An 18859-nucleotide genomic window follows, 5' to 3' on the forward strand; every position below is an offset into this window, starting at 1 on the left:
GTAGCCGATCTATACTGAGCGATATCTCTATAAAAGACTAGTTCCTAGTAGGAACTAAACTATTTCCAACTTAGATGATTAGTTCCAGACTGATTCAATTTCTTCTTGCGTTAAGTAGCGATATTCACCAGGTTCCAACTCGTCATCCAGAATGATATTGCCGATACGTTCACGGTGTAGGTGCTCTACTTTATTACCCAACGCCGCAAACATGCGTTTTACCTGATGGTATTTCCCTTCGGTGATGGTCAGCAGTACTTCTTTTTCTTCTTCATCAACAATTTCCAGTTTCGCTGGCAAAGTGGCCGCCTTTTCATTGCGAAGTTCAATACCCTGCTCAAACTGTGCCACATAATCAGCCCCAATCGGGTCAACCAGCCAAACGCGATAAGTTTTTTCACACTTGTGTTTCGGCGAAGTAATACGGTGTGACCACTGACCATCATCGGTGATCAACACTAGACCTGTTGTATCTACATCTAAGCGCCCTGCAAAATGAAGATCTTCCATCTTCACTTCGTCGAGTAACATAAAGGCTGTTTGATTAAATCCATCTTCATGCGAACAGACAAAACCATCGGGTTTAAACAACATGATGTAACGAGGACCCGGTTTCTGAATCTCACGTCCTTGCCATTCGACAATACAGTCGTCCGTCACTTTCACTGCACCACTTTTCTGCACGATATCGTTGACGGTGACGTCACCACTTTTAATGATTTTTGTTGCTTCTTTACGTGTCGCACCCAGTGCATCACACAAGTATTTATCTAAACGCATGAATACCTCATCTTAATCAGGTGAGGTATTATAGAGCCACTAGACTAAATAGTTGAGCTATTTCACACAATTTATGTATACACTCCGCCCATACCAAGCCGACTCGGTGAAAGCCGTTATCCACTATTTCCGTAAACACTCGAGCCCAGCCGTCCTTGTGCTACCAACAGGAGCAGGAAAAAGTCTGGTTATTGCTGAGCTCGCCAGACTGGCTAAGGGACGAGTGTTGGTCATGGCGCACGTCAAAGAGCTGGTGGAACAAAACCACGCTAAATACGAAGGGTACGATCTCAAAGGGTCAATCTACTCTGCGGGTTTAGGCCGCAAAGAAACTGACCAACAAGTGGTGTTTGCATCAGTTCAGTCTGTGGTCAGAAACCTTGATGACTTCAAAAACCAATTCTCGCTACTGGTGATTGACGAGTGCCACCGCGTTCCGGATAACAAAAACACCAGCTACCAGAAAGTGATTTCTCACCTACGTGAGCTGAATCCGGGCATCAAAGTGCTCGGTTTAACCGCCACGCCTTACCGACTTGGCATGGGTTGGATTTACCAATATCACACACGCGGCCTAGTCAGAACAGAAGAGCCTAGGTTCTTTCGAGACTGCATTTTCGAGCTGCCTATTCGTTATTTGCTTGATGAAAAGTTCCTCACCCCTGCTCGCATGATGGACGCTCCTGTGCTTAGCTATGACTTCTCACAGCTTAAACCAGCGACGACAGGCCGCTACAAAGAAGCGGAGCTGGACATGGTGATCGACAAAGCCAAGCGGGCGACCCCTCAGATTGTCGAGCAAATTATTCACCTCTCGAAAGACAAACAAGGCATTATGGTTTTCGCGGCAACGGTTAGACATGCTCAAGAAATCTATGGTTTGCTTCCTGAGGGCCAAACTGCTCTTGTGATTGGCGACACCCCAACACCTGAGCGCGACACCATCATCCAAGATTTTAAAGACCGTAAAATTAAGTACTTGGTGAATGTATCCGTATTGACCACAGGATTTGATGCTCCTCATGTCGACCTGATAGCAATTCTGCGCCCAACAGAGTCAATCAGCTTGTATCAACAAATCGTTGGACGAGGGCTGCGTCTTTCTCCGGGCAAAGAAGAGTGTCTGGTATTGGATTATGCAAGCAACAGCTACGATCTCTATCAGCCTGAAGTGGGTGATGCCAAACCTGACTCCGACAGCGAAATCATTACCATCCCCTGCCCGGCTTGTGGCTTTAACAACAATTTCTGGGGAAAACTGGATAACAATGGCTTCTTAGTTGAACATTATGGCCGAAAATGTCAGGGCTTTTTCGAAGACGAAGAGACAGGTGAACGAGAACACTGTAACTATCGTTTCCGCGCCAAATACTGCGGCGAGTGCGGCGCAGACAATGACATTGCTGCGCGAATTTGTCACGAATGCGATGCCACCTTAGTGGATCCCGATAAGAAGCTTAAAGAGGCGTTAAATTTAAAAGACGCCTTGGTATTCGAGTGCCTGTCGATGGATTTGAGTGTTCACAAAGATGATAAAGGCAAAAGCAGCCTCAAGGTTTCCTATGTGGGAGAAAACCAAGCTCAAGTGCATGAATTCTGGTCTTTAACGACCAAGAAACAGAAACAGACATTCAAGGATATGTTTGTTCGCCCGCATCTCGCTGATAAACATCGTCCTTTTGATGAGACTTCTCCGGCCAAAGTGGTCAATAATCAACATCGTTTCCGCCCACCCCAGTTTGTGATCGCGCGTAAAGCTGGCCGGTTCTGGAAAATGCGCGATAAAATCTTTGAGGATGAGCTGACCAACTAAGCGGCTCCGTCAATATTATTCACTTTGTATTCAGAAAAGATTTATTATACTCAGCCATAGAATTTCCGAGAAGGTAACACTATGTATCATAAGCAGTTAGTCTGCGCCCTTGCCGTCACATTTTGTGTTGTGCTTGCTTATCCCTCCTATGCGGACAAGCACCATGATGGGCACGCTCTCGTGCAAGATGTCCATAAAGCCGGGACAGAAATTGAATTCGAAGAAGATCAAGATGAAGTTTATGACGCTGTTCGTAAAGGTTATATTCGTCCCTTTTCCGATCTTTATGCTGCAGTAGAACAAGACCTTCGCGGACGCATTATCAAAGTCGAACTTGAAGAAGATGATGACATCTGGATTTACGAACTAAAGTTAAATTACAACAACAACATCATCAAAGTTGAGTACAACGCGAAAACGCTCGAGATGATGCTCATCAAAGGCCGCAATTTCAAACAAGCTCTTAAGAACTAAAAGAAGAACACCATGAAAATACTTGTAGTGGAAGATGAACCTCGTCTTGGAGAACAAATCATAGAAGCCCTTGAACAGAACGGTTGGGTACCTGAACTGTCAGCAGATGGCATTGATGCACTCTATCGTGCGACGTCCGAAGAATGGGATGCGATTGTACTCGACCTTGGCCTACCAAAGCTTGATGGTTTGACCGTCCTAAAAGGTATCCGAGATGAAAACATCAACACACCCGTCATTATTCTGAGCGCGCGTGATACCCTAACTCAACGCGTTGAAGGCCTTAATGCAGGTGCAGACGACTACCAGACCAAACCTTTCGAAATGGTTGAACTGATCGCTCGCATTCGCGCCCAGCTTCGCCGAGCCTCGGGTAATGCCTCACCGGTTATGCAAGTCGGCAACCTCAGCTTAGATACACGCTCATCTAAAGTCATGTGGCAAGGCCAAGCCGTTGACCTAACCGCACTCGAATACAAAGTTGTTGCTTACTTTATGCATAACCCTGAGAAGGTTATTTCTCGTACCGAGTTGGTAGAGCACATCTATAAACAAGACTTTGACCGCGATTCAAATACCATCGAAGTGTTTATTGGCCGCATTCGCAAAAAAATAGCCCCTAAAGTCATCAAAACAGTACGAGGGCTGGGGTATCAGCTTAATGCCGAATAAAAAAACGCATTTACTCAAACGGCTCAGTCTAAAGAGCCGTCTAGTGCTGGCCGCTGTTGTCTGGCTAACAGCCATGATCATCGCAGCAGGTGTTACAGTACCTTCTCAAGTTTACGTCTACATGGAAGATGACGCTAAAATTCAGCTTGCTACTTACATGGATGAGATCGCGGCTACGATTGAGGCGGATGAGGAAGGCAATGTAACCATCACCACTCCTCTCTCGGACCCAAGGTTCAACCGCCCATACAGTGGACTTTACTGGTCCGCCAAAACAGATAAAGACTTACTGCGCTCTCGCTCCCTATGGGATAAAGTGCTAACCCCAAAAGGCAAGCATGATTTGCTGGGTGCACGAGGTGAAAAGCTCATTTACATTGAGTCCACACTGTACTACCCAGATTATGATGGCCCAATTGAAGTCACTATCGGTATTGATGAACAACCGATAGAAGACACGGTACGCAGTCTGATGGGCCAACTTTGGGTTATACTCGCCCTACTTTATCTTGGCATCCTGACCCTTATCATTATTCAAGTGCAGTGGTCTCTGAGCCCACTCACCAAGATGCACAAAGAGCTCTCTCAACTGCGTTCAGGTAAAAAGACCCAGCTTGAAGAAGATTATCCGCGTGAAGTCGCTCCTGTCGTTTCGGATTTAAATGCCTTGGTTTTCCACTATCAAGAGTTGTTAGAACGGGCTCGTCACCATGCGGGGAATTTATCCCATGCACTGAAGACTCCACTTTCTGTCCTTAAAAATGAGGTCGCCAACAAAGACGAACACACAAAGCAACAGCTTCAACCTTCGCTCGATCAAATTCAAAACCAGATTGACTATCACTTAGGCCGAGCTCGAATGGCGGGCTCTAAGAACATTTTATCGGTTAAATCCTACCCTTCTAAACGTGTGGATGCGATCTCAATGGCTTTCGACAAAGTCTATGCAGAGCGTGATATTACTTTGATCAACGAACTGGACTCAGAGTTAGTTACCGCCGTAGATAAAACCGACTTGGATGAAATGATAGGTAATATTTTGGAAAATGCTTACAAGTGGTCTAACAGTATCATTCGCATTCACTCCGCTCAAAATCACCACAATACAGAAACCATCGACATCATTGTTGAAGATGATGGTAAAGGCATCCCTGATGAAAAACTCGAACAAGTCACCAAACGCGGGGTTCGTCTAGATGAAACGACTCCAGGTACAGGGTTAGGCTTGAACATTGTCAGTGAAATGGCCCACAGTTATCGCGGTAAATTGACACTAGATCGAAGTTCTATGGGAGGGCTGAAAGCCATATTATCGCTAAAAATCACCCACTAAAACGACTAAAAACTCAAGAGCAGGCTCCTGCTCTTTTTCATATCTGAACCGATTTCAGCCGCCACATCTTTATGTACGTTCGCTCTAAACGGCGCCTTTCATTTACATCATTTGAGAACAACAGCACTGAGACAAATCATTATTCATGATGATTCAGTTAACATTTTCAGGTGGGCAAACATAATGAGCAAATATTGTTCAAGAACTGTTTTATTCTCATGAAAACAAAGTTAATTATTGCTCTTGCTGCCGCTCTAAGTACGAGTACAGTTAATGCGGAGGTTGAAGAGACACTTCCTAAAGACCCTTTTACAGCTCAAACAAAACTGGGCTTTATCTACACTGAAAACACCAGCTCCTCCCTGTCTTACAATACTGCGTTGAATTTAAAATACAGTGAGAACCAATGGGAACATAAAGGTGGATTTGAAAGTTACTATACAGACGCTGACAACGACGATGATGGTGCCAATCGCTATACGATCAACGCGGGCTCAACCTACGATTATACCAAGACGAGCTTCTTAAAAGCTGCCACACGATTTGAGAATGACCTATACGGAACATATCGCAAGCAATGGGTTTTAATGAGTGGTCTCGGTTTCTATCTGCATAACACAGAGACAGCCAAACTGTCTGTATCACTCGGTCCGGGTTATCGAATATCTGAACGTCAGCCAAACGACAGTGAATTCCCTTCTTTACGCAACTACGAAGTGATCGCAACCTCGAATATTGATGGCTCAGTATCGTTTTCAGAAACCTTTTCTGTAGGGGCCGCCGTTGACGTCGCGCACGGTGAAGAAAATACCCATTACAACACCAAAGCGTATATGAAGAATATTCTCATGGGCAGTTTGGCGTTGGTTTTCGATGTGGAATATATCTACAACACCACAGTGGCTGACGACCAATCTAACGATGAAATCTACTCAACCATGAGCCTCAGTTACGATTTTTAAGGTTATTTCATTTATTAATTAGATTAACACTCCGTTAGGTTTGAGTTATGAAACAACATCAAAACTGATAAAAACAAGAGGCGAGACAAGGATGATCGAATGAATAAAGCCCTATTGGTATTAACTATTACCGGCATCACTATAGTTGGTGGCAGTCTTGTCACCAGCTACCTACGCGTGACTCAAGATAAACGCATAGACGAACAGGACGTGCTAACCGCGATTCAGAATGACAATCAGCTCACAACACCTGAGCGTATCGTTCAGACTTCGGAGCTGTTTATCGGAGTCGACTATGAAACCAACACTCTCACTTCCATCAACTCAGAGAAGGAGGAGTTGGTTAAAAACTTTAATCATGTCGATTGTTTTACCCTACTTGATTACGTGACTTCCCTCGCCTTCTCGGACTCCTTCAACCAGTTCGACCAAAACCTTAAACTGGCACGTTATCTCTACGGCAACGTTGATTTCATTACACGTCGCCATTTCTTTTCTGACTGGTTAGACGACAGCGCATTTCATGTTCAGGATGTCACCCGTCAGCTAGATGCGAGAGCCGTTACGACGGTCAAGCAAATCAACCAAAAGACCCCAGAGGGTGAACGTTGGATCCCTTCTGTACCCATAAAGTACAAAGATATCAGTTTTATTCCGCGTGAATTTGTCGATGACGCTTTGATTAGAGAACTAAAAAGTGGCGACCTGATCGGCATTTATAGTCATAAGCGAGGATTAGACGTATCCCATACCGGCATTTTCATAGAAAATGGAGACACTCCTCTTTTGAGACATGCTTCATCTAAGGAAGGGAAAGTCGTTGATAGTCCGATGCTGGAATATTTAGGCAATAAACCAGGTATTATTGTTTATCGATTCTCTCCAGATACAGCCTCAAGCTAAAAAAAACGGCAACGAAAAGTTGCCGTTTTGTGCCCATTAAAGCCCGTGATTAATAAGTCATATGCAAAACGACTTTGTGCCCCACCAGAGCAGCACTATTTTCACCCAACTTAGCCACTTTCATATGGCCGTCAAAAGAACCAGGCCTGACAAACAATTGTTCAACCATGCCTTGACGTAAAGGTTCAATATCCAACGGTTCATGCTCTTCTACAGCAAAGAACACACCATCACTATCAAGTTCATAACGACCCGAACCTGTGTAACCCACGCGGCTTTTCGGTAAAACCGCGTACACATCGTAACGGCTGTTCTCTTTTAAGGTAAGCTCAAGACGCAATGGCAACGTGGCAGAGAAATTATCATCTGGATCACTTGAAGTCACATGTGCCACCGTGTGGCTTATCATATGACGATTCAGTTGGTTATCGTCACTGTAAGACACCGCTGCTCCGACAACCGCACCAGCGATAAGAGGAATGATGGTCAATAACTTATTCACAACTCACAACTCCACTCTCTGCACTGAAACTCAAAGATCGACCTTTGCTATCCACTAACAAGGTGAGTTCACCAAAATCATATAGCGTCGCGTTCTGGTAGCTCACTTTCGCTCCGTTGTTTTCGGGCGTGAACCAGCAAGAAGCAAACTCTTGCTGTTCGAAAGACGTGTACGCTAATGGCGAATGCGAGTGTTCGACGATCAAGTAACTCGATACAGCACCGAAAGCAAACAAACCGACGGCCATTAATTGGGTACGGTACTGCGCAATTCGACTGCCTAACGTCTCTTTAGCTGGCGCCAAAGAAGCAGGCACCTCGACAACCTCAGGGGCTGCGGCCTCAGCAGGTTCTGGATTAGACTCCGGTTGATACTTTTCAACACGACCAACAAACTCATAACCTGTTCCACGAACCGTGCGGATGATTTCACCCGCACGATCTTCCAAGGCTCGTCGGCAGTTTGAGATACAGTGCAGCAGGCTACTGCTCTCAACCACAATACCTCTCTTCAACCAAACCTCATGCATCAGTTCATGCTTGGTTAACGTTTCTCCGACATGATCAATCATGTAAGTCAACAACGCAATTTCATTGATTCCAATTGGATGGCGGACATTGCTTCCCTGACTATGGATATACCCCTGTTCAATATCAAGAATATGACTTTCATTAATGATTAACACGTCTTAGCCCTCCACAAGCTGCTTACGCGCCAAGCTTTTTTCGCGGATTTTAGCAACAGCGACATAAGCCATAGGCACAAAGAACAAGGAGAAGAAAGTACCAATTGTCAAACCACCCACCAGAACAAGGCCAATATTCACTCGACCTAATGAACCGGGGCCTTCAGCTAAAGCAAGAGGCAGAGAGCCAATGATCATCGTCAGAGACGTCATCAAGATAGGACGAAGACGAGAACGCGCACTCATCAATGCCGCCTCCATAACTTCCATCCCTTCTTTACGCTTAAGGTTGGCAAACTCTACCATCAAAATACCGTGTTTGGTTACTAAGCCTACCAAAGTCAGCAAACCAATCTTGGAGTATAGGTTCAAGCTCTGCCCAAATACACTGAGCGTTAATATCGCACCAACCAGACATAGAGGAACAGTGATCAGAATAACCAGTGGGTCAACGAAGCTTTCGAACTGTGCAGCAAGGATCAGGAAGATAAAGATCAATGCCAGACCAAATAGCATCTGCATACCCGCAGAGGACTCATTAAGCTCTTTAATGACACCGTCATATTCATAGCTCTGCCCCGCTTTTAGCAACTCTGGCAACTGAGCATCAATGAAGGCTTGAACATCATCTGCGCTGTAACCAGGGACTAAGTCCGCCGTAATTTCCGCTGCATCCTTACCACCATATGTTTTGATGTTCGATTCTGCAGTTACTGGTTTGATTGAGACAAATTGAGACAATGGCAACCTCTGACCCGATTCAGAGCTCACATAAAGCTTATCTAAGACTTTAAAGTCCCCCAGCGCTTTACGGTTAACCTGAACCTGAATTGGGTAAGTAAAACCATCATCGGCTTGTAAATCCGCGGCTTTCACTGAACCTAAGAAAGTTGAAATCGCATTAGTAACGTTAGCGTAGTCAACACCGGATAATACAATCGCATTACGGTCAATTGACAAATCGAACCTTAACTGGTCACGATGCGTTGAGTTATCAACGTTCGATAGGCCTTCATAGTCTTCAAGCAGCTTCACCACTTTTTCTGCAGTATTAGACAGTTCATCCAGATCACGGTTGACTGTTGTGATCTGCAGAATCAGATTGTCCGCAACATCAAGGTTATCTGCAGAACGTACTGAAAAAGAGGTCGTGTAAGCGGAGATAATTTCACTCGCTCTAGCACTCATCTCTGCAATGACTTCATCTGCACTCTTATCGCGCTCTTCCCAAGGCTTCAACAATACATGGTTAGTTGGAGCGGTTTCGATATAAGCAAGGTTGGCTTCAATCGCATCATTTCCTCCAAAGACTTCATTGATTTGACCAGCATTTTCAAGGTCATATAGACGACCAGCGCCAGCAGGTCCATGAGAAGTGACTTCTATAAAGCCAGTATCTTCTGTTGGCAGAAGGACTTTAGGCATGAACCAGACCGCGACAATGGACAAAGCAATCAAAGCCGCCGTACCTGACATCACCATACGTGGACGTTTAAACCAAGCATTCAGATAAGCCATATACTTATCTGTCATTGCATTGAGCTTAACTTCAACCCACTGGAACCATTTTGGTGACACCGTAACAGAGCGTAACATGTACGCACTCATCATCGGAGATAAGGTTAAAGCGACAAATCCTGAAATAATGACGGCCGCTGCCAGCGTAAAGGCAAACTGTCTAAATAAATCCGCTGTCAAACCAGACATTAAGCCAATTGGAAGGTAAACCACTGCCAATGTTAAAGTCATCGCAATAACGGGGAAAACGATCTCTTTACAGCTTTTAAGCGCCGCTTGGAAAGGAGACAACCCTTCTTCAATATGACGGTAACAGTTTTCAACAACAACGATAGCATCATCGACCACCAAGCCGATGGCGAGAATAATGGCAAGAATGGTCAGTACATTAATGCTAAACCCAAGTAAAGCCATCACTGCAAATACGCCAATGACACAAACTGGAATAGTGATTAGAGGGATCGCTGCAACGCGTAACGAGCCTAAAAACAGCACCACTATCGCAGATACAAGGACAATTGCTTCGACCAAAGTCATCAACCCTTGGTCGATAGCCTCTTCGATGAAGTCCGCTTGGTTGTAAACCATCTTCATCTCAATGCCTTCTGGCATTTCCATCCTTGCCATTGCATCTTTTACGCGATTCGCCACTGTCACTGGGTTTTCAGTCTTCAAAGGAAGAACCTGAAGAGACATAGCCACATCGCCGTCAACGTGCAGCATACTAGGCTCTAAACTCTCTTCTCCCATCTGAATATCAGCCACATCGTTAACGCGAATGATGTTGCCATTATCGACACGAATCACTAAGTCACGAACATCTTCGATAGACGTGACCTGATTGACAGGGTTGATTGAGAAATCACGAACTTCGCCTTTAATCGTACCAGCAGTAAATGTGGCATTATAAGTACTCAATGTCCCAACCACATCTGACGCACTAACATTCAACGCCGCCATACGCTCAGGCTGCAGCCAGACGCGAATTGCTCGATTAGAGCCACCATATGGACCCCATACACCACCCACGCCAAGTACGTTCTTAAATTGAGGCGCAAGCTGTTGGCTGATGTAATCAAACATTTCTTGTTTGTCCATCGAGCTACTGCGATTGACAAAGGTAATGATATTACTTGGCATCGATGTCTCAGAAGAGTCATCGGTAACCGTTGGCTTGTCAGTCATCGCTGGAGGGAAATCAGAAATACCATCCACTTTGCTTCGCAAGTTATTCATCAAACTTGCGTACTCAACATCACTGATCCCATCTTCAAATTGGATTTTGAGAGAACAGCTGCCCTCTTGGCAATCTGTGGTCATGGTTTTAATCTTATCCAGACCAGTGACAGCAGTGATTAATTCTTCTGCCACATTTTGCGACATAAACTCAGCACTTGCTCCCGTAATCGAAGCACTTACTGACGCAGAAGCAGTTTGACGTTCAGGAAAATATTGAATAGCCAGTTTCTGATAAGAAACAATACCCAATAAAACGATCGCTATACTTAAAACAGATGCAAATACTGGGTGTTTAATACATATCTCAGGAAGCTTCATCCGTCACCTCTTCAGTTTTGGTATCCGTTGGTTCCACGACCGCTTGTGATTCTTCTGTCTTAACTTCAGCGGCCTCTGTTTCTGGAGTTTCAGAACTTACCGGCGTCTCATTTTCCGCTACTGTTTTTTCTTCCTCTACCTGTTTTTCAGGTTGGGCTGGTAGAGTCCGAGAAGGCAGTGTGAGCTGTGACTTGGTCTGCTTAACCGCTACGCGAGAGCCTGAAGTTAGGTTTTGACGCCCCGTAACAACCACTGTTTCGCCTAGATTCAAGCCAGACTCGATCACAACATAGCCATTGTTGGTATTTTCACCGAGTGTGATAGGACGCTTGATGGCCTTCTCATTTTCAACAACCCAAACAAAGCGCTCATCACCGTCTGTCTCAATTGCCGTTTGAGAAACGACCACTTCTGCATGTTCCTCACTAACGGTCTGGGAGACCTTAGCAAACATGCCAGGGACCAACGCATTATCAGGGTTGTCCAGATGCGCGTGAATTTCGACACGACCCGAGCTTTCGTCTACAAGTGGTGCGATGTAATTAACGGTACCAGTGAAAGTCTGGTCTTGGTAAGCATCCACGGTTAATGACACTGTTTGACCTAGCTTAGCTTTACCAACTTCTGATTGGCTGATCGAGTAATGCACTTCAACCGGATCAAGTTTAATAAGGCTAACCAGTGCTGTTGCTGCTTCTACACGGCTACCGACAGAATGGGTAAAGTTCGTTAACTGGCCATCAAAGGGCGCAATCAACTGATAATTTTGCATATCGGTTTTCTTTTGGCGAAAATCAGCACGCGCTAGGTTGGCCTCCTGCTTTAATTCTTCAACATCCTGCGCAGACATGGAGTCAGGCTGCTTCTTTAAGAGGGCCAAAACACGATTCAATTTAGACTCGGCGAGTGCCAACGAGCTCTCTGCTTTATCCAGTTCAGCTTTTGCTTGATCATCATCAAGCTGAGCAATCAACTCTCCTTCCTTAACAACATCACCATCACTGAAGTTCAATGCTTTCAGCTTTTCACCTGCACTGAAAGTCAGCGCAGCTGAGTCTGTAGCTTTAATTTTCCCGACTTCATTAATCGAAGCCGTACTGGATTGCTCAGCAACAATCTCTACGGTCACCGGAGTGGCTGGAGCTTGCTCTTCTGCTGTCACGTTCACGGCAAACACGGAGCTAGCAGTACATAAAATAGACAGTGGCAACGCCTTGTAATTTTTCATGATTTGTCTCTAATTGATGAAACTTGCCGCTTGTTATACCTAAGATTTTTCTTGCTAAGTTAGGGCTTTGTCAGGTGAATGATATTTAATCATGAACCATTATAAAAAAACCTCAAAGCCATGTTTTTAAAGAAAAAATAGCATAAAAAAAGCCAGCATCAAGATGCTGGCTTTGCACTGTTTTTGTACATTATTTTTCAGCGGTTACAAACAGGTAAGAATATCTCGGCGCCACCAAGATCGTTTGCTCTTTACCAATCCGGATCACTTTTAGCTCTTCCATTGAATGCATTCCTCGTTGACTAAACATCGTTTCCATTAAGTTCAGTGTTTTTCCTTCAGGGATCACTCGTTCTGCAGAAGTGGGCATCAGCGATAAACCATAAGAGTTAAAATCGTACTGACCCGTCGTATTAAATCCAATCATGTTATCTGTTAAGAAGTACAACTCGTATTGGCCAGAGCGCTTTAAATTCAGTGAGGCACGCATCTTAACAAGCTCACTCCCTTCTCGATCAGGCACCACAATTTGCGTATGACTATCAAAGTTCTGATTCATTGTAGGTGAATTGGCGTATGCCGCCAGTCCACCAATAAGTAGGCCTGCTATCACACTAAAAAGGGTTATTTTCTTATTCACACACCACCTCCACTTCTTCCGGAAGGTAGCTGACCGACGTCCCATCCTGATCCACCAGTATCACCTGATTTCCTGTTTGAAAGGCACGTACGTTAGCTAAAGTAATCGGCTCATCCGTCTGTACGGTGCACCCTAAGTAACGCGTTTCTATATACTCAGCTTCTACCCAAGGTGAGCGAATAGCTGAGATAAGAAGATAGCCCACCAGAGCACTCAAACTAAACACCACTAAATAGCGTGCATTCTGCTTCCTCAATACTGATGACGCTGCATCCGCCTCTCCAGAAACGTTCAATGATGTAGATTGAGCTGACTCATCACTGTTTTCCTCAGGCTCATAATCTCTGACATCACCATTAAATTGATAACCAACACCACGTATGGTGCTGATAATTTCACTGTTTCTGTCTTGAAACGCTTTTCGGCAGCTTGACACACAATGAAGCAAGCTACTTTCTTCGACAATAACCCCTTTCTTGTGCCAGACCTGTTCCAAAAGTTCTGACTTAGATAAAGGTTTATGAGGGTGTTCGATCATGTATTGAAGCAACGCAACTTCATTACCGCCAAGCATAGTTTTTTGTCCGGATTCAGCATCTTCCACTGAGCCCGCAAGCAAGTTGAGAATATGATTATCATTAATTATCAGCATCGTAATAGACTGAATATAGGTAATTTATATACCTTAACCATATCTTAAAAATTATAAAAAAGAAAAACTCAGCTTCAATCAGCTGAGTTTTATTAGAGATTTTGCTAGCGAGATTCCAGTCTAATCGCGTAGAGAGGTACTCCGCCTCCCCACCCCCTTCATTACGCGCCACTTTAAACGTGGCTATACCCTGAGTCTTACTGCTCTTTATAATGGCCGTACTTATTTTCCATCTCTTGATTACGCATTTCACCGAAAAAGAATCGGCGCACATTGGCTTTGAAGTAAGTCATGCCCACTTTGAAAATACCCTCTTGTTCTAAGCGGTGAGGATCAAAACCGAACGTCAGATTCAAGAAGCGGAAGCGCCATGTTTTGCTAGCACGCTTCACGTAATCACAGCCTTCACACAAAACGACTTGCTCATCAAAGCCATTCAACTGCTCGTGAACACGTTTGGTCGAGAAAATACACGCCCCGACCGCTGTGGGAAAAATATACTGGGTCGTAAACAGACCTAAATTAAACAAACCATAACCTAGCTTGTGTACCACAGGCAGAGCTTTGGCGCCCATATACACACCCGCAACCTCAAGCTGCTTTTCTTCTAACTGGCTGACGGCGTTAGCTAAAAAGTTTGGCGCTAGTCGCACATCGGCATCGAGAAATACCAAACGCTGATGCTTTGCCATAGATGCGCCCGTATTACGCCCTAGACTCACACCGCGTGTATCCATCTTATGCACGGTCAATGAAGGTAAAGAAGCCTCATACGCGCTCGCCACTTCTCTTGTCGCGTCTTCACTGTCTGAGTCGACAAGGATCACTTCAAAATCGCGATGTGTCTGCTTGCTCAAATCTTCCATTAGGCGGCCAATTCTCTTCTCTTCATTCAACGCGATAACCACAATACTTACTGGACTCATAAAAACTCCTCAGTCGATCTATCATTTACGATATGAACAATACTGTGGTGAGACTTAATCAGGCGTGAGAAAGATATTCAGATTCGGTTCATTTGAATACTTGTTTGGAGATAACAATATAGCTATCTTGCATTTGGTCCAATCGACAGTAAGCGACTGAAAATATTTACTCAAAAGATACCTTGTTAAGCCGGTTTTCTATTGCGAGAAAAACCAGAGAGTGATAGTATCCGCGCTCGCTTGAAGAGTTACTACCAATTACTCGAAAGCGCTTACCACATTCACGCGAGGTCGCATCGCAGAATGTGTCGTTATTTTTTCATATTTGAGAGTAAATACTATGAAATTTGAAGCAGTAGTACGTACTGAACTAGGTAAAGGTGCGAGCCGCCGCCTACGTCACGCTGGTCAATTCCCTGCTATCGTTTACGGTGGTGAGGCTGCGCCAGTATCTATCGTTCTTAACCACGACGACGTTGTTAACCAAATGGACAAGCCTGAGTTTTACGAAGGTATCGTTCTAGTGATCGATGGCGCTGAAGTAAAAGTTAAGCCACAAGACGTTCAACGTCACGCTTTCAAGCCAAAAGTTGAGCACATGGACTTCATCCGCATCTAATTCCCTACCAAGGAATTAAATAGGATTACATCCAGCCTTTTGCATAAAGAATATCGGCCTTACCAACCGAGACTTCTAAAAATTCGAAACCCCGATGCTACCAACATCGGGGTTTCACCGTTTTAGTGCCCCAAAAACAATATTTACTCATAATCATAATTCTATGATTACTTTTGTTTTGTGTGGATGTTGGTGCACTACGATTAAAAAACACCTCGCAGCTCTCTTGTCACCTGTCACCTGTCACGGTTCACGATCGCAACGCATCTGACATTTTCATGAGCTGTGTATTGTTAGGTAATCTGCACCTGTCTTTTTGGTCAACCGACTCCCTTTCCTACACTTTCGGCTTGAACTGTGCCTCTCTTTGGCTCAAACTAAGCACTGTGTATTTAAACAGTACTTAGTTGTATGCATGTAATCCCAATCTACGCAAGTGCAGGTGTATCAGGTTTTGAGTCACCTGCCGCTGAATACGCTCAACTTGGTTGTGACCTGAATGAATTCCTTATAGATCACCCAAGCTCAACTTTTATCGGTCAAGCTAAAGGCGATTCGATGCAGGGGGTTGGTATTTTTGATAATGATATTCTGATTGTAGACCGCTACCCTACCGCTCAACATCTAGACATAATCGTTGCAAACATAAATGGTGAGTTTGTATGCAAGCAATTCGACTTAACCAAGCGATTACTACTTTCTGCCAATCCAAAGTATCGTCCTGTTCCGATTATGGAATATGACACATTTTCGATAGAAGGCGTCGTTATACGCTCCATTCGCTGCTTTAGGCCTTGTTACTTGTTGGACTAATATGTTTGCTCTCGTTGACTCTAATAGCTTCTATTGCTCTGCAGAGCAAGTGTTTCGGCCAGAATGGAGAGGAAAACCTGTCGTTGTTCTATCAAACAATGATGGTGTGATTGTGGCGGCAAACCGACAAGCAAAAATAGCAGGTATTCCTAAATTTACGCCCTATTTCAAAGTTAAAAACCTTTGTGAGCAAAAAGGGGTCATTGTTTGCTCATCTAATTATGAGCTTTACGCTGATTTATCATCAAAGATGATGGACGTAATAGGACGCTTTGCACCTCAACAGTATGTTTACTCAATCGATGAGTCGTTCCTTTCATTTGAGCGTGTTTACCCTGCAATTCCTGACTTAAAAGAGCATGGCTTAAAACTGCGTAAAGCTGTTTGGAAAGAGTGCCGTTTACCTGTTTGCGTTGGTATTGCACCTACCCTCACCCTTTCAAAAATCGCGAACCACTGCGCTAAAAACATTCGTGATCATCAGGGAGTGTGCGTATTAGGAAATCAGCAAGATATAGACAAGGCTCTGTCTTTGTTCGAAGTTTCTGACGTCTGGGGTATTGGCAGGCGCTTAACTACTCACTTTAAACACTTAGGCATTACTACTGCCCTGCAGTTAAAGAATTACCCTGTTGGTCTTGCTCGTAAAAATTTTAACGTTGAAGTCGAACGAACAGTGAGAGAATTAAATGGTGAAAGCTGTAAAGTATGGGATAACGTCCAGCAAGATAAAAAACAGATTTACTCAACTCGCTCTGTGGGTGAACGAATCAAGACACTTGATGAATTGACTCAGGCACTAAGCCAACATGCAAACATCGCTTCCCGTAAAGCACGTAACCAAAAGTCACTTTGTAAAGTGGTGCTTTGTTTCGCTGCAAGTAGCTCTTATGATGAAAAAACATTTTCATATAGAGCTATACACCGCTTCGCTTACCCGACTTCTGACGTGAACCAGATAACTAAAGCTTGTGTTGCCATGGCTAAAGAAATCTATAAGCCTGGTGTGCCTTACTATAAAATTGGGGTGGGTTTGCTTGATTTGGTTGATGGTAGATATGCTCAACCTGACCTTTTCAACCCTGAACCAAATAACGATAAGCTTATGTCTGTGTTTGATAACATCAATGACCGATACGGAAGAGATACTGTTTTTCTTGGCGCTCAGGGAATACAGAAAAAATGGGCGATGCGTCGAGATTTGCTCACTAGACAATACACAACGAACTGGCAACACATACCTATTATTGCGTGTAAGTAATACTCTATATGTTGTAGAACGTCTATCCTACAAGATAGCCATGACTTAACTCACGCATTCACTTACATCATTGTTGTCCAGAAATGAGCCTATACGTGACCAGCTCAAGCCACATTATGTATATCAGAACGCTCAAAGTACGTATGTGCCCTTACAACTTAAAGGGGAACTTTTCGTTACGCGTCACCCCTTGCTGACATGAACTTTCTATTGAAAATGGGGTTTCAGCGATTTGTTTTTATGGATGTTTATTGGTAACTTGTTCGAATGAACAGTATTTCTGCACTCACTTCATCTTTCTTCTGGTGGCGCTCTAATTAGAGCGGCACTGAATTCTTACATTCTTTAGCTGCTGGAAGGTAGCTAAGTATGTCACTTCTTTTATCTCCAGTAGCAACCTATTTAACTAGGAGATAAAATCATGCTGAAAAAGCAATCAACTGAAATACGGGAAGTTATCTTAACCGGTGACAGAGCGACCGGCCCATTGCACCTCGGACATTATGTCGGGTCTTTAAAACAACGTGTCGACCTACAGAACACTCATGAGCAAACCATTCTTGTTGCGGATATACAAGGCCTTACTGATAACGCTCATAACCCGCAAAAGGTATCTTCGCATATCCTAAATGTAGTTGCAGATTACTTAGCAGTCGGTATAGACCCGTCTAAAACGACCATTTGTCTACAGTCACAACTACCAGCTCTTGCCGAATTAACTATGTATTACAGTAATCTCGTTACTATCAGCCGGCTAGAGCGGAACCCAACGGTCAAAAGTGAAATTCAAAACAAAGGATTTGAACGTTCTATTCCAGCAGGTTTTCTGACCTACCCTATATCTCAAGCTGCTGATATCACAGCTTTTAATGCCTCTCTAGTTCCCGTTGGCGATGACCAGATACCCATGCTAGAACAAACCAATGAGATAGTGAGGAAAATAAACTCATTAGCTGGAAAAGATGTCTTAAATGAATGCCGTCCTTTACTCAGTAACGTTCCCCGTTTACCTAGTACAGATGGTAAAAATAAGATGTCTAAGACGATGGGCAATACCATTAATCTCGGTGCCAGTGAAAAAGAAATCTCTGTAGCGGTCAAATCCATGTATACCGACGCCAATCACCTGAGAATAGAAGAGCCAGGGTCCATCGAAGGCAATGTCGTGTTTACCTACCTTGATGCTTTCCATCCAGATAAGGATTATATCAGCCAACTCAAAGAACATTATCAACGCGGCGGGCTGGGTGACGGTACAACAAAAAAAATACTAGAAGAATGCTTACAAGAGCTACTTAAGCCCATCAGAGAAAGAAGACAGATGTTTCTTAATGATCGCGCCCAATTAATTGATGTTTTGAGGAAAGGAAGCCAAACATCTAGAGAGAAAACAGAGACCGTTCTTTTTGATATTAAAGGGAGCTTTGGACTAAATATTTTCTGAACTGATGTATTAATTCAGACCTGATCTGACAGTTACTCCCTTTTCGACTCGTTCCTGTCAGATTAGATCTGAGCCAT

Annotated in this window: 18 protein-coding genes; 10 read left to right on the forward strand and 8 right to left on the reverse strand. The window is 44.1% G+C overall.

All coding sequences use genetic code 11. The annotated features are described in order from the left end of the window. Nucleotides 1-78: 78 nt before the first annotated feature. Nucleotides 79-780: a 16S rRNA pseudouridine(516) synthase RsuA gene (gene rsuA / locus L1D15_RS12875; protein ID WP_239837120.1), complete on the reverse strand. Its 702-nt coding sequence runs from the start codon at nucleotides 778-780 to the stop codon at nucleotides 79-81. A gap of 73 nt (nucleotides 781-853) precedes the next feature. On the opposite strand from rsuA, the gene L1D15_RS12880 reads away from it, so the two are divergent. The 6 genes from L1D15_RS12880 to L1D15_RS12905 all read left to right on the forward strand — a co-directional run bounded on the left by L1D15_RS12880 (nucleotide 854) and on the right by L1D15_RS12905 (nucleotide 6937). After that, nucleotides 854-2593 (forward strand): DEAD/DEAH box helicase, encoded by a 1740-nt coding sequence (locus L1D15_RS12880; protein ID WP_239876001.1) that lies wholly within the window; start codon nucleotides 854-856, stop codon nucleotides 2591-2593. An 81-nt stretch (nucleotides 2594-2674) separates the two neighbouring features. Further along, a complete protein-coding gene (locus L1D15_RS12885) occupies nucleotides 2675-3067 on the forward strand; it encodes a PepSY domain-containing protein (RefSeq protein WP_239837122.1) in 393 nt (130 codons plus the stop codon). Nucleotides 3068-3079: 12 nt separating this feature from the next. Continuing rightward, nucleotides 3080-3739: a response regulator transcription factor gene (locus L1D15_RS12890; protein ID WP_239876003.1), complete on the forward strand. Its 660-nt coding sequence runs from the start codon at nucleotides 3080-3082 to the stop codon at nucleotides 3737-3739. Then, a complete protein-coding gene (locus tag L1D15_RS12895; protein WP_239876004.1) occupies nucleotides 3729-5072 on the forward strand; it encodes an ATP-binding protein in 1344 nt (447 codons plus the stop codon). Before L1D15_RS12890 ends, L1D15_RS12895 begins: the two co-directional genes overlap by 11 nt. 218 nt (nucleotides 5073-5290) lie before the next feature. Continuing rightward, on the forward strand, nucleotides 5291-6034 hold the full coding sequence (locus tag L1D15_RS12900; protein WP_239876006.1) for a DUF481 domain-containing protein: 744 nt from the start codon (nucleotides 5291-5293) through the stop codon (nucleotides 6032-6034). A gap of 99 nt (nucleotides 6035-6133) precedes the next feature. After that, complete coding sequence (locus tag L1D15_RS12905) at nucleotides 6134-6937, forward strand: N-acetylmuramoyl-L-alanine amidase-like domain-containing protein (RefSeq protein WP_239876008.1); 804 nt, start codon at nucleotides 6134-6136, stop codon at nucleotides 6935-6937. A gap of 49 nt (nucleotides 6938-6986) precedes the next feature. Here L1D15_RS12905 and L1D15_RS12910 read toward each other — a convergent pair whose 3' ends face one another. From L1D15_RS12910 to L1D15_RS12940, 7 genes are all read right to left on the reverse strand, one after another. Continuing rightward, a complete protein-coding gene (locus L1D15_RS12910; protein ID WP_239876009.1) occupies nucleotides 6987-7439 on the reverse strand; it encodes a hypothetical protein in 453 nt (150 codons plus the stop codon). Continuing rightward, entirely contained in the window at nucleotides 7432-8124 is a 693-nt protein-coding gene (locus tag L1D15_RS12915) for a winged helix-turn-helix domain-containing protein (protein WP_239866159.1), read from the reverse strand. The genes L1D15_RS12910 and L1D15_RS12915 overlap by 8 nt, the downstream gene beginning before the upstream one ends. Before the next feature lie 3 nt (nucleotides 8125-8127). Next, nucleotides 8128-11199 (reverse strand): efflux RND transporter permease subunit, encoded by a 3072-nt coding sequence (locus L1D15_RS12920; protein ID WP_239876011.1) that lies wholly within the window; start codon nucleotides 11197-11199, stop codon nucleotides 8128-8130. Next, on the reverse strand, nucleotides 11186-12427 hold the full coding sequence (locus L1D15_RS12925) for an efflux RND transporter periplasmic adaptor subunit (RefSeq protein WP_239866155.1): 1242 nt from the start codon (nucleotides 12425-12427) through the stop codon (nucleotides 11186-11188). The genes L1D15_RS12920 and L1D15_RS12925 overlap by 14 nt, the downstream gene beginning before the upstream one ends. A 190-nt stretch (nucleotides 12428-12617) precedes the next feature. Then, the gene (locus L1D15_RS12930; RefSeq protein WP_239866153.1) at nucleotides 12618-13067 is read right to left on the reverse strand and encodes a hypothetical protein; all 450 of its coding nucleotides are present in this window, start codon (nucleotides 13065-13067) and stop codon (nucleotides 12618-12620) included. After that, nucleotides 13060-13719 (reverse strand): winged helix-turn-helix domain-containing protein, encoded by a 660-nt coding sequence (locus tag L1D15_RS12935; RefSeq protein WP_239876012.1) that lies wholly within the window; start codon nucleotides 13717-13719, stop codon nucleotides 13060-13062. The genes L1D15_RS12930 and L1D15_RS12935 overlap by 8 nt, the downstream gene beginning before the upstream one ends. A gap of 197 nt (nucleotides 13720-13916) precedes the next feature. Continuing rightward, a complete protein-coding gene (locus L1D15_RS12940; protein WP_239876013.1) occupies nucleotides 13917-14645 on the reverse strand; it encodes a glycosyltransferase family 2 protein in 729 nt (242 codons plus the stop codon). A gap of 340 nt (nucleotides 14646-14985) precedes the next feature. Between L1D15_RS12940 and rplY the strand changes: the two genes are divergently transcribed. From rplY to trpS, 4 genes are all read left to right on the forward strand, one after another. After that, nucleotides 14986-15264, forward strand: coding sequence for a 50S ribosomal protein L25 (gene rplY, locus L1D15_RS12945; RefSeq protein ID WP_239837134.1), 279 nt, complete (start codon nucleotides 14986-14988; stop codon nucleotides 15262-15264). A 411-nt stretch (nucleotides 15265-15675) separates the two neighbouring features. Beyond that, nucleotides 15676-16077, forward strand: a complete 402-nt coding sequence (gene umuD / locus L1D15_RS12950) for a translesion error-prone DNA polymerase V autoproteolytic subunit (RefSeq protein WP_239837135.1) — start codon at nucleotides 15676-15678, stop codon at nucleotides 16075-16077. Between the two features lies 1 nt (nucleotide 16078). Beyond that, nucleotides 16079-17338, forward strand: a complete 1260-nt coding sequence (locus L1D15_RS12955) for a Y-family DNA polymerase (RefSeq protein WP_239876014.1) — start codon at nucleotides 16079-16081, stop codon at nucleotides 17336-17338. A 421-nt stretch (nucleotides 17339-17759) separates the two neighbouring features. Beyond that, complete coding sequence (gene trpS, locus L1D15_RS12960) at nucleotides 17760-18782, forward strand: tryptophan--tRNA ligase (protein ID WP_239876015.1); 1023 nt, start codon at nucleotides 17760-17762, stop codon at nucleotides 18780-18782. Nucleotides 18783-18859: the final 77 nt, after the last annotated feature.

Origin of the sequence: Vibrio sp. Isolate25 (assembly GCF_022398025.1) — a bacterium.
GTDB classification, from domain to species: Bacteria; Pseudomonadota; Gammaproteobacteria; order Enterobacterales; family Vibrionaceae; genus Vibrio; species Vibrio coralliilyticus_A.

Bases quoted from the DNA above. Each gene is read 5' to 3' on its own strand.
- L1D15_RS12955 (WP_239876014.1), top strand. From the start codon at position 16,079: ATGTTTGCTCTCGTTGACTCTAATAGCTTCTATTGCTCTGCAGAGCAA.
- L1D15_RS12880 (WP_239876001.1), top strand. From the start codon at position 854: ATGTATACACTCCGCCCATACCAAGCCGACTCGGTGAAAGCCGTTATC.
- L1D15_RS12885 (WP_239837122.1), top strand. From the start codon at position 2,675: ATGTATCATAAGCAGTTAGTCTGCGCCCTTGCCGTCACATTTTGTGTT.
- rplY (WP_239837134.1), top strand. From the start codon at position 14,986: ATGAAATTTGAAGCAGTAGTACGTACTGAACTAGGTAAAGGTGCGAGC.
- trpS (WP_239876015.1), top strand. From the start codon at position 17,760: ATGCTGAAAAAGCAATCAACTGAAATACGGGAAGTTATCTTAACCGGT.
- L1D15_RS12905 (WP_239876008.1), top strand. From the start codon at position 6,134: ATGAATAAAGCCCTATTGGTATTAACTATTACCGGCATCACTATAGTT.
- L1D15_RS12900 (WP_239876006.1), top strand. From the start codon at position 5,291: ATGAAAACAAAGTTAATTATTGCTCTTGCTGCCGCTCTAAGTACGAGT.
- L1D15_RS12920 (WP_239876011.1), bottom strand. From the start codon at position 11,199: ATGAAGCTTCCTGAGATATGTATTAAACACCCAGTATTTGCATCTGTT.
- L1D15_RS12890 (WP_239876003.1), top strand. From the start codon at position 3,080: ATGAAAATACTTGTAGTGGAAGATGAACCTCGTCTTGGAGAACAAATC.
- L1D15_RS12935 (WP_239876012.1), bottom strand. From the start codon at position 13,719: ATGCTGATAATTAATGATAATCATATTCTCAACTTGCTTGCGGGCTCA.
- L1D15_RS12895 (WP_239876004.1), top strand. From the start codon at position 3,729: ATGCCGAATAAAAAAACGCATTTACTCAAACGGCTCAGTCTAAAGAGC.
- umuD (WP_239837135.1), top strand. From the start codon at position 15,676: ATGCATGTAATCCCAATCTACGCAAGTGCAGGTGTATCAGGTTTTGAG.
- rsuA (WP_239837120.1), bottom strand. From the start codon at position 780: ATGCGTTTAGATAAATACTTGTGTGATGCACTGGGTGCGACACGTAAA.
- L1D15_RS12925 (WP_239866155.1), bottom strand. From the start codon at position 12,427: ATGAAAAATTACAAGGCGTTGCCACTGTCTATTTTATGTACTGCTAGC.
- L1D15_RS12940 (WP_239876013.1), bottom strand. From the start codon at position 14,645: ATGAGTCCAGTAAGTATTGTGGTTATCGCGTTGAATGAAGAGAAGAGA.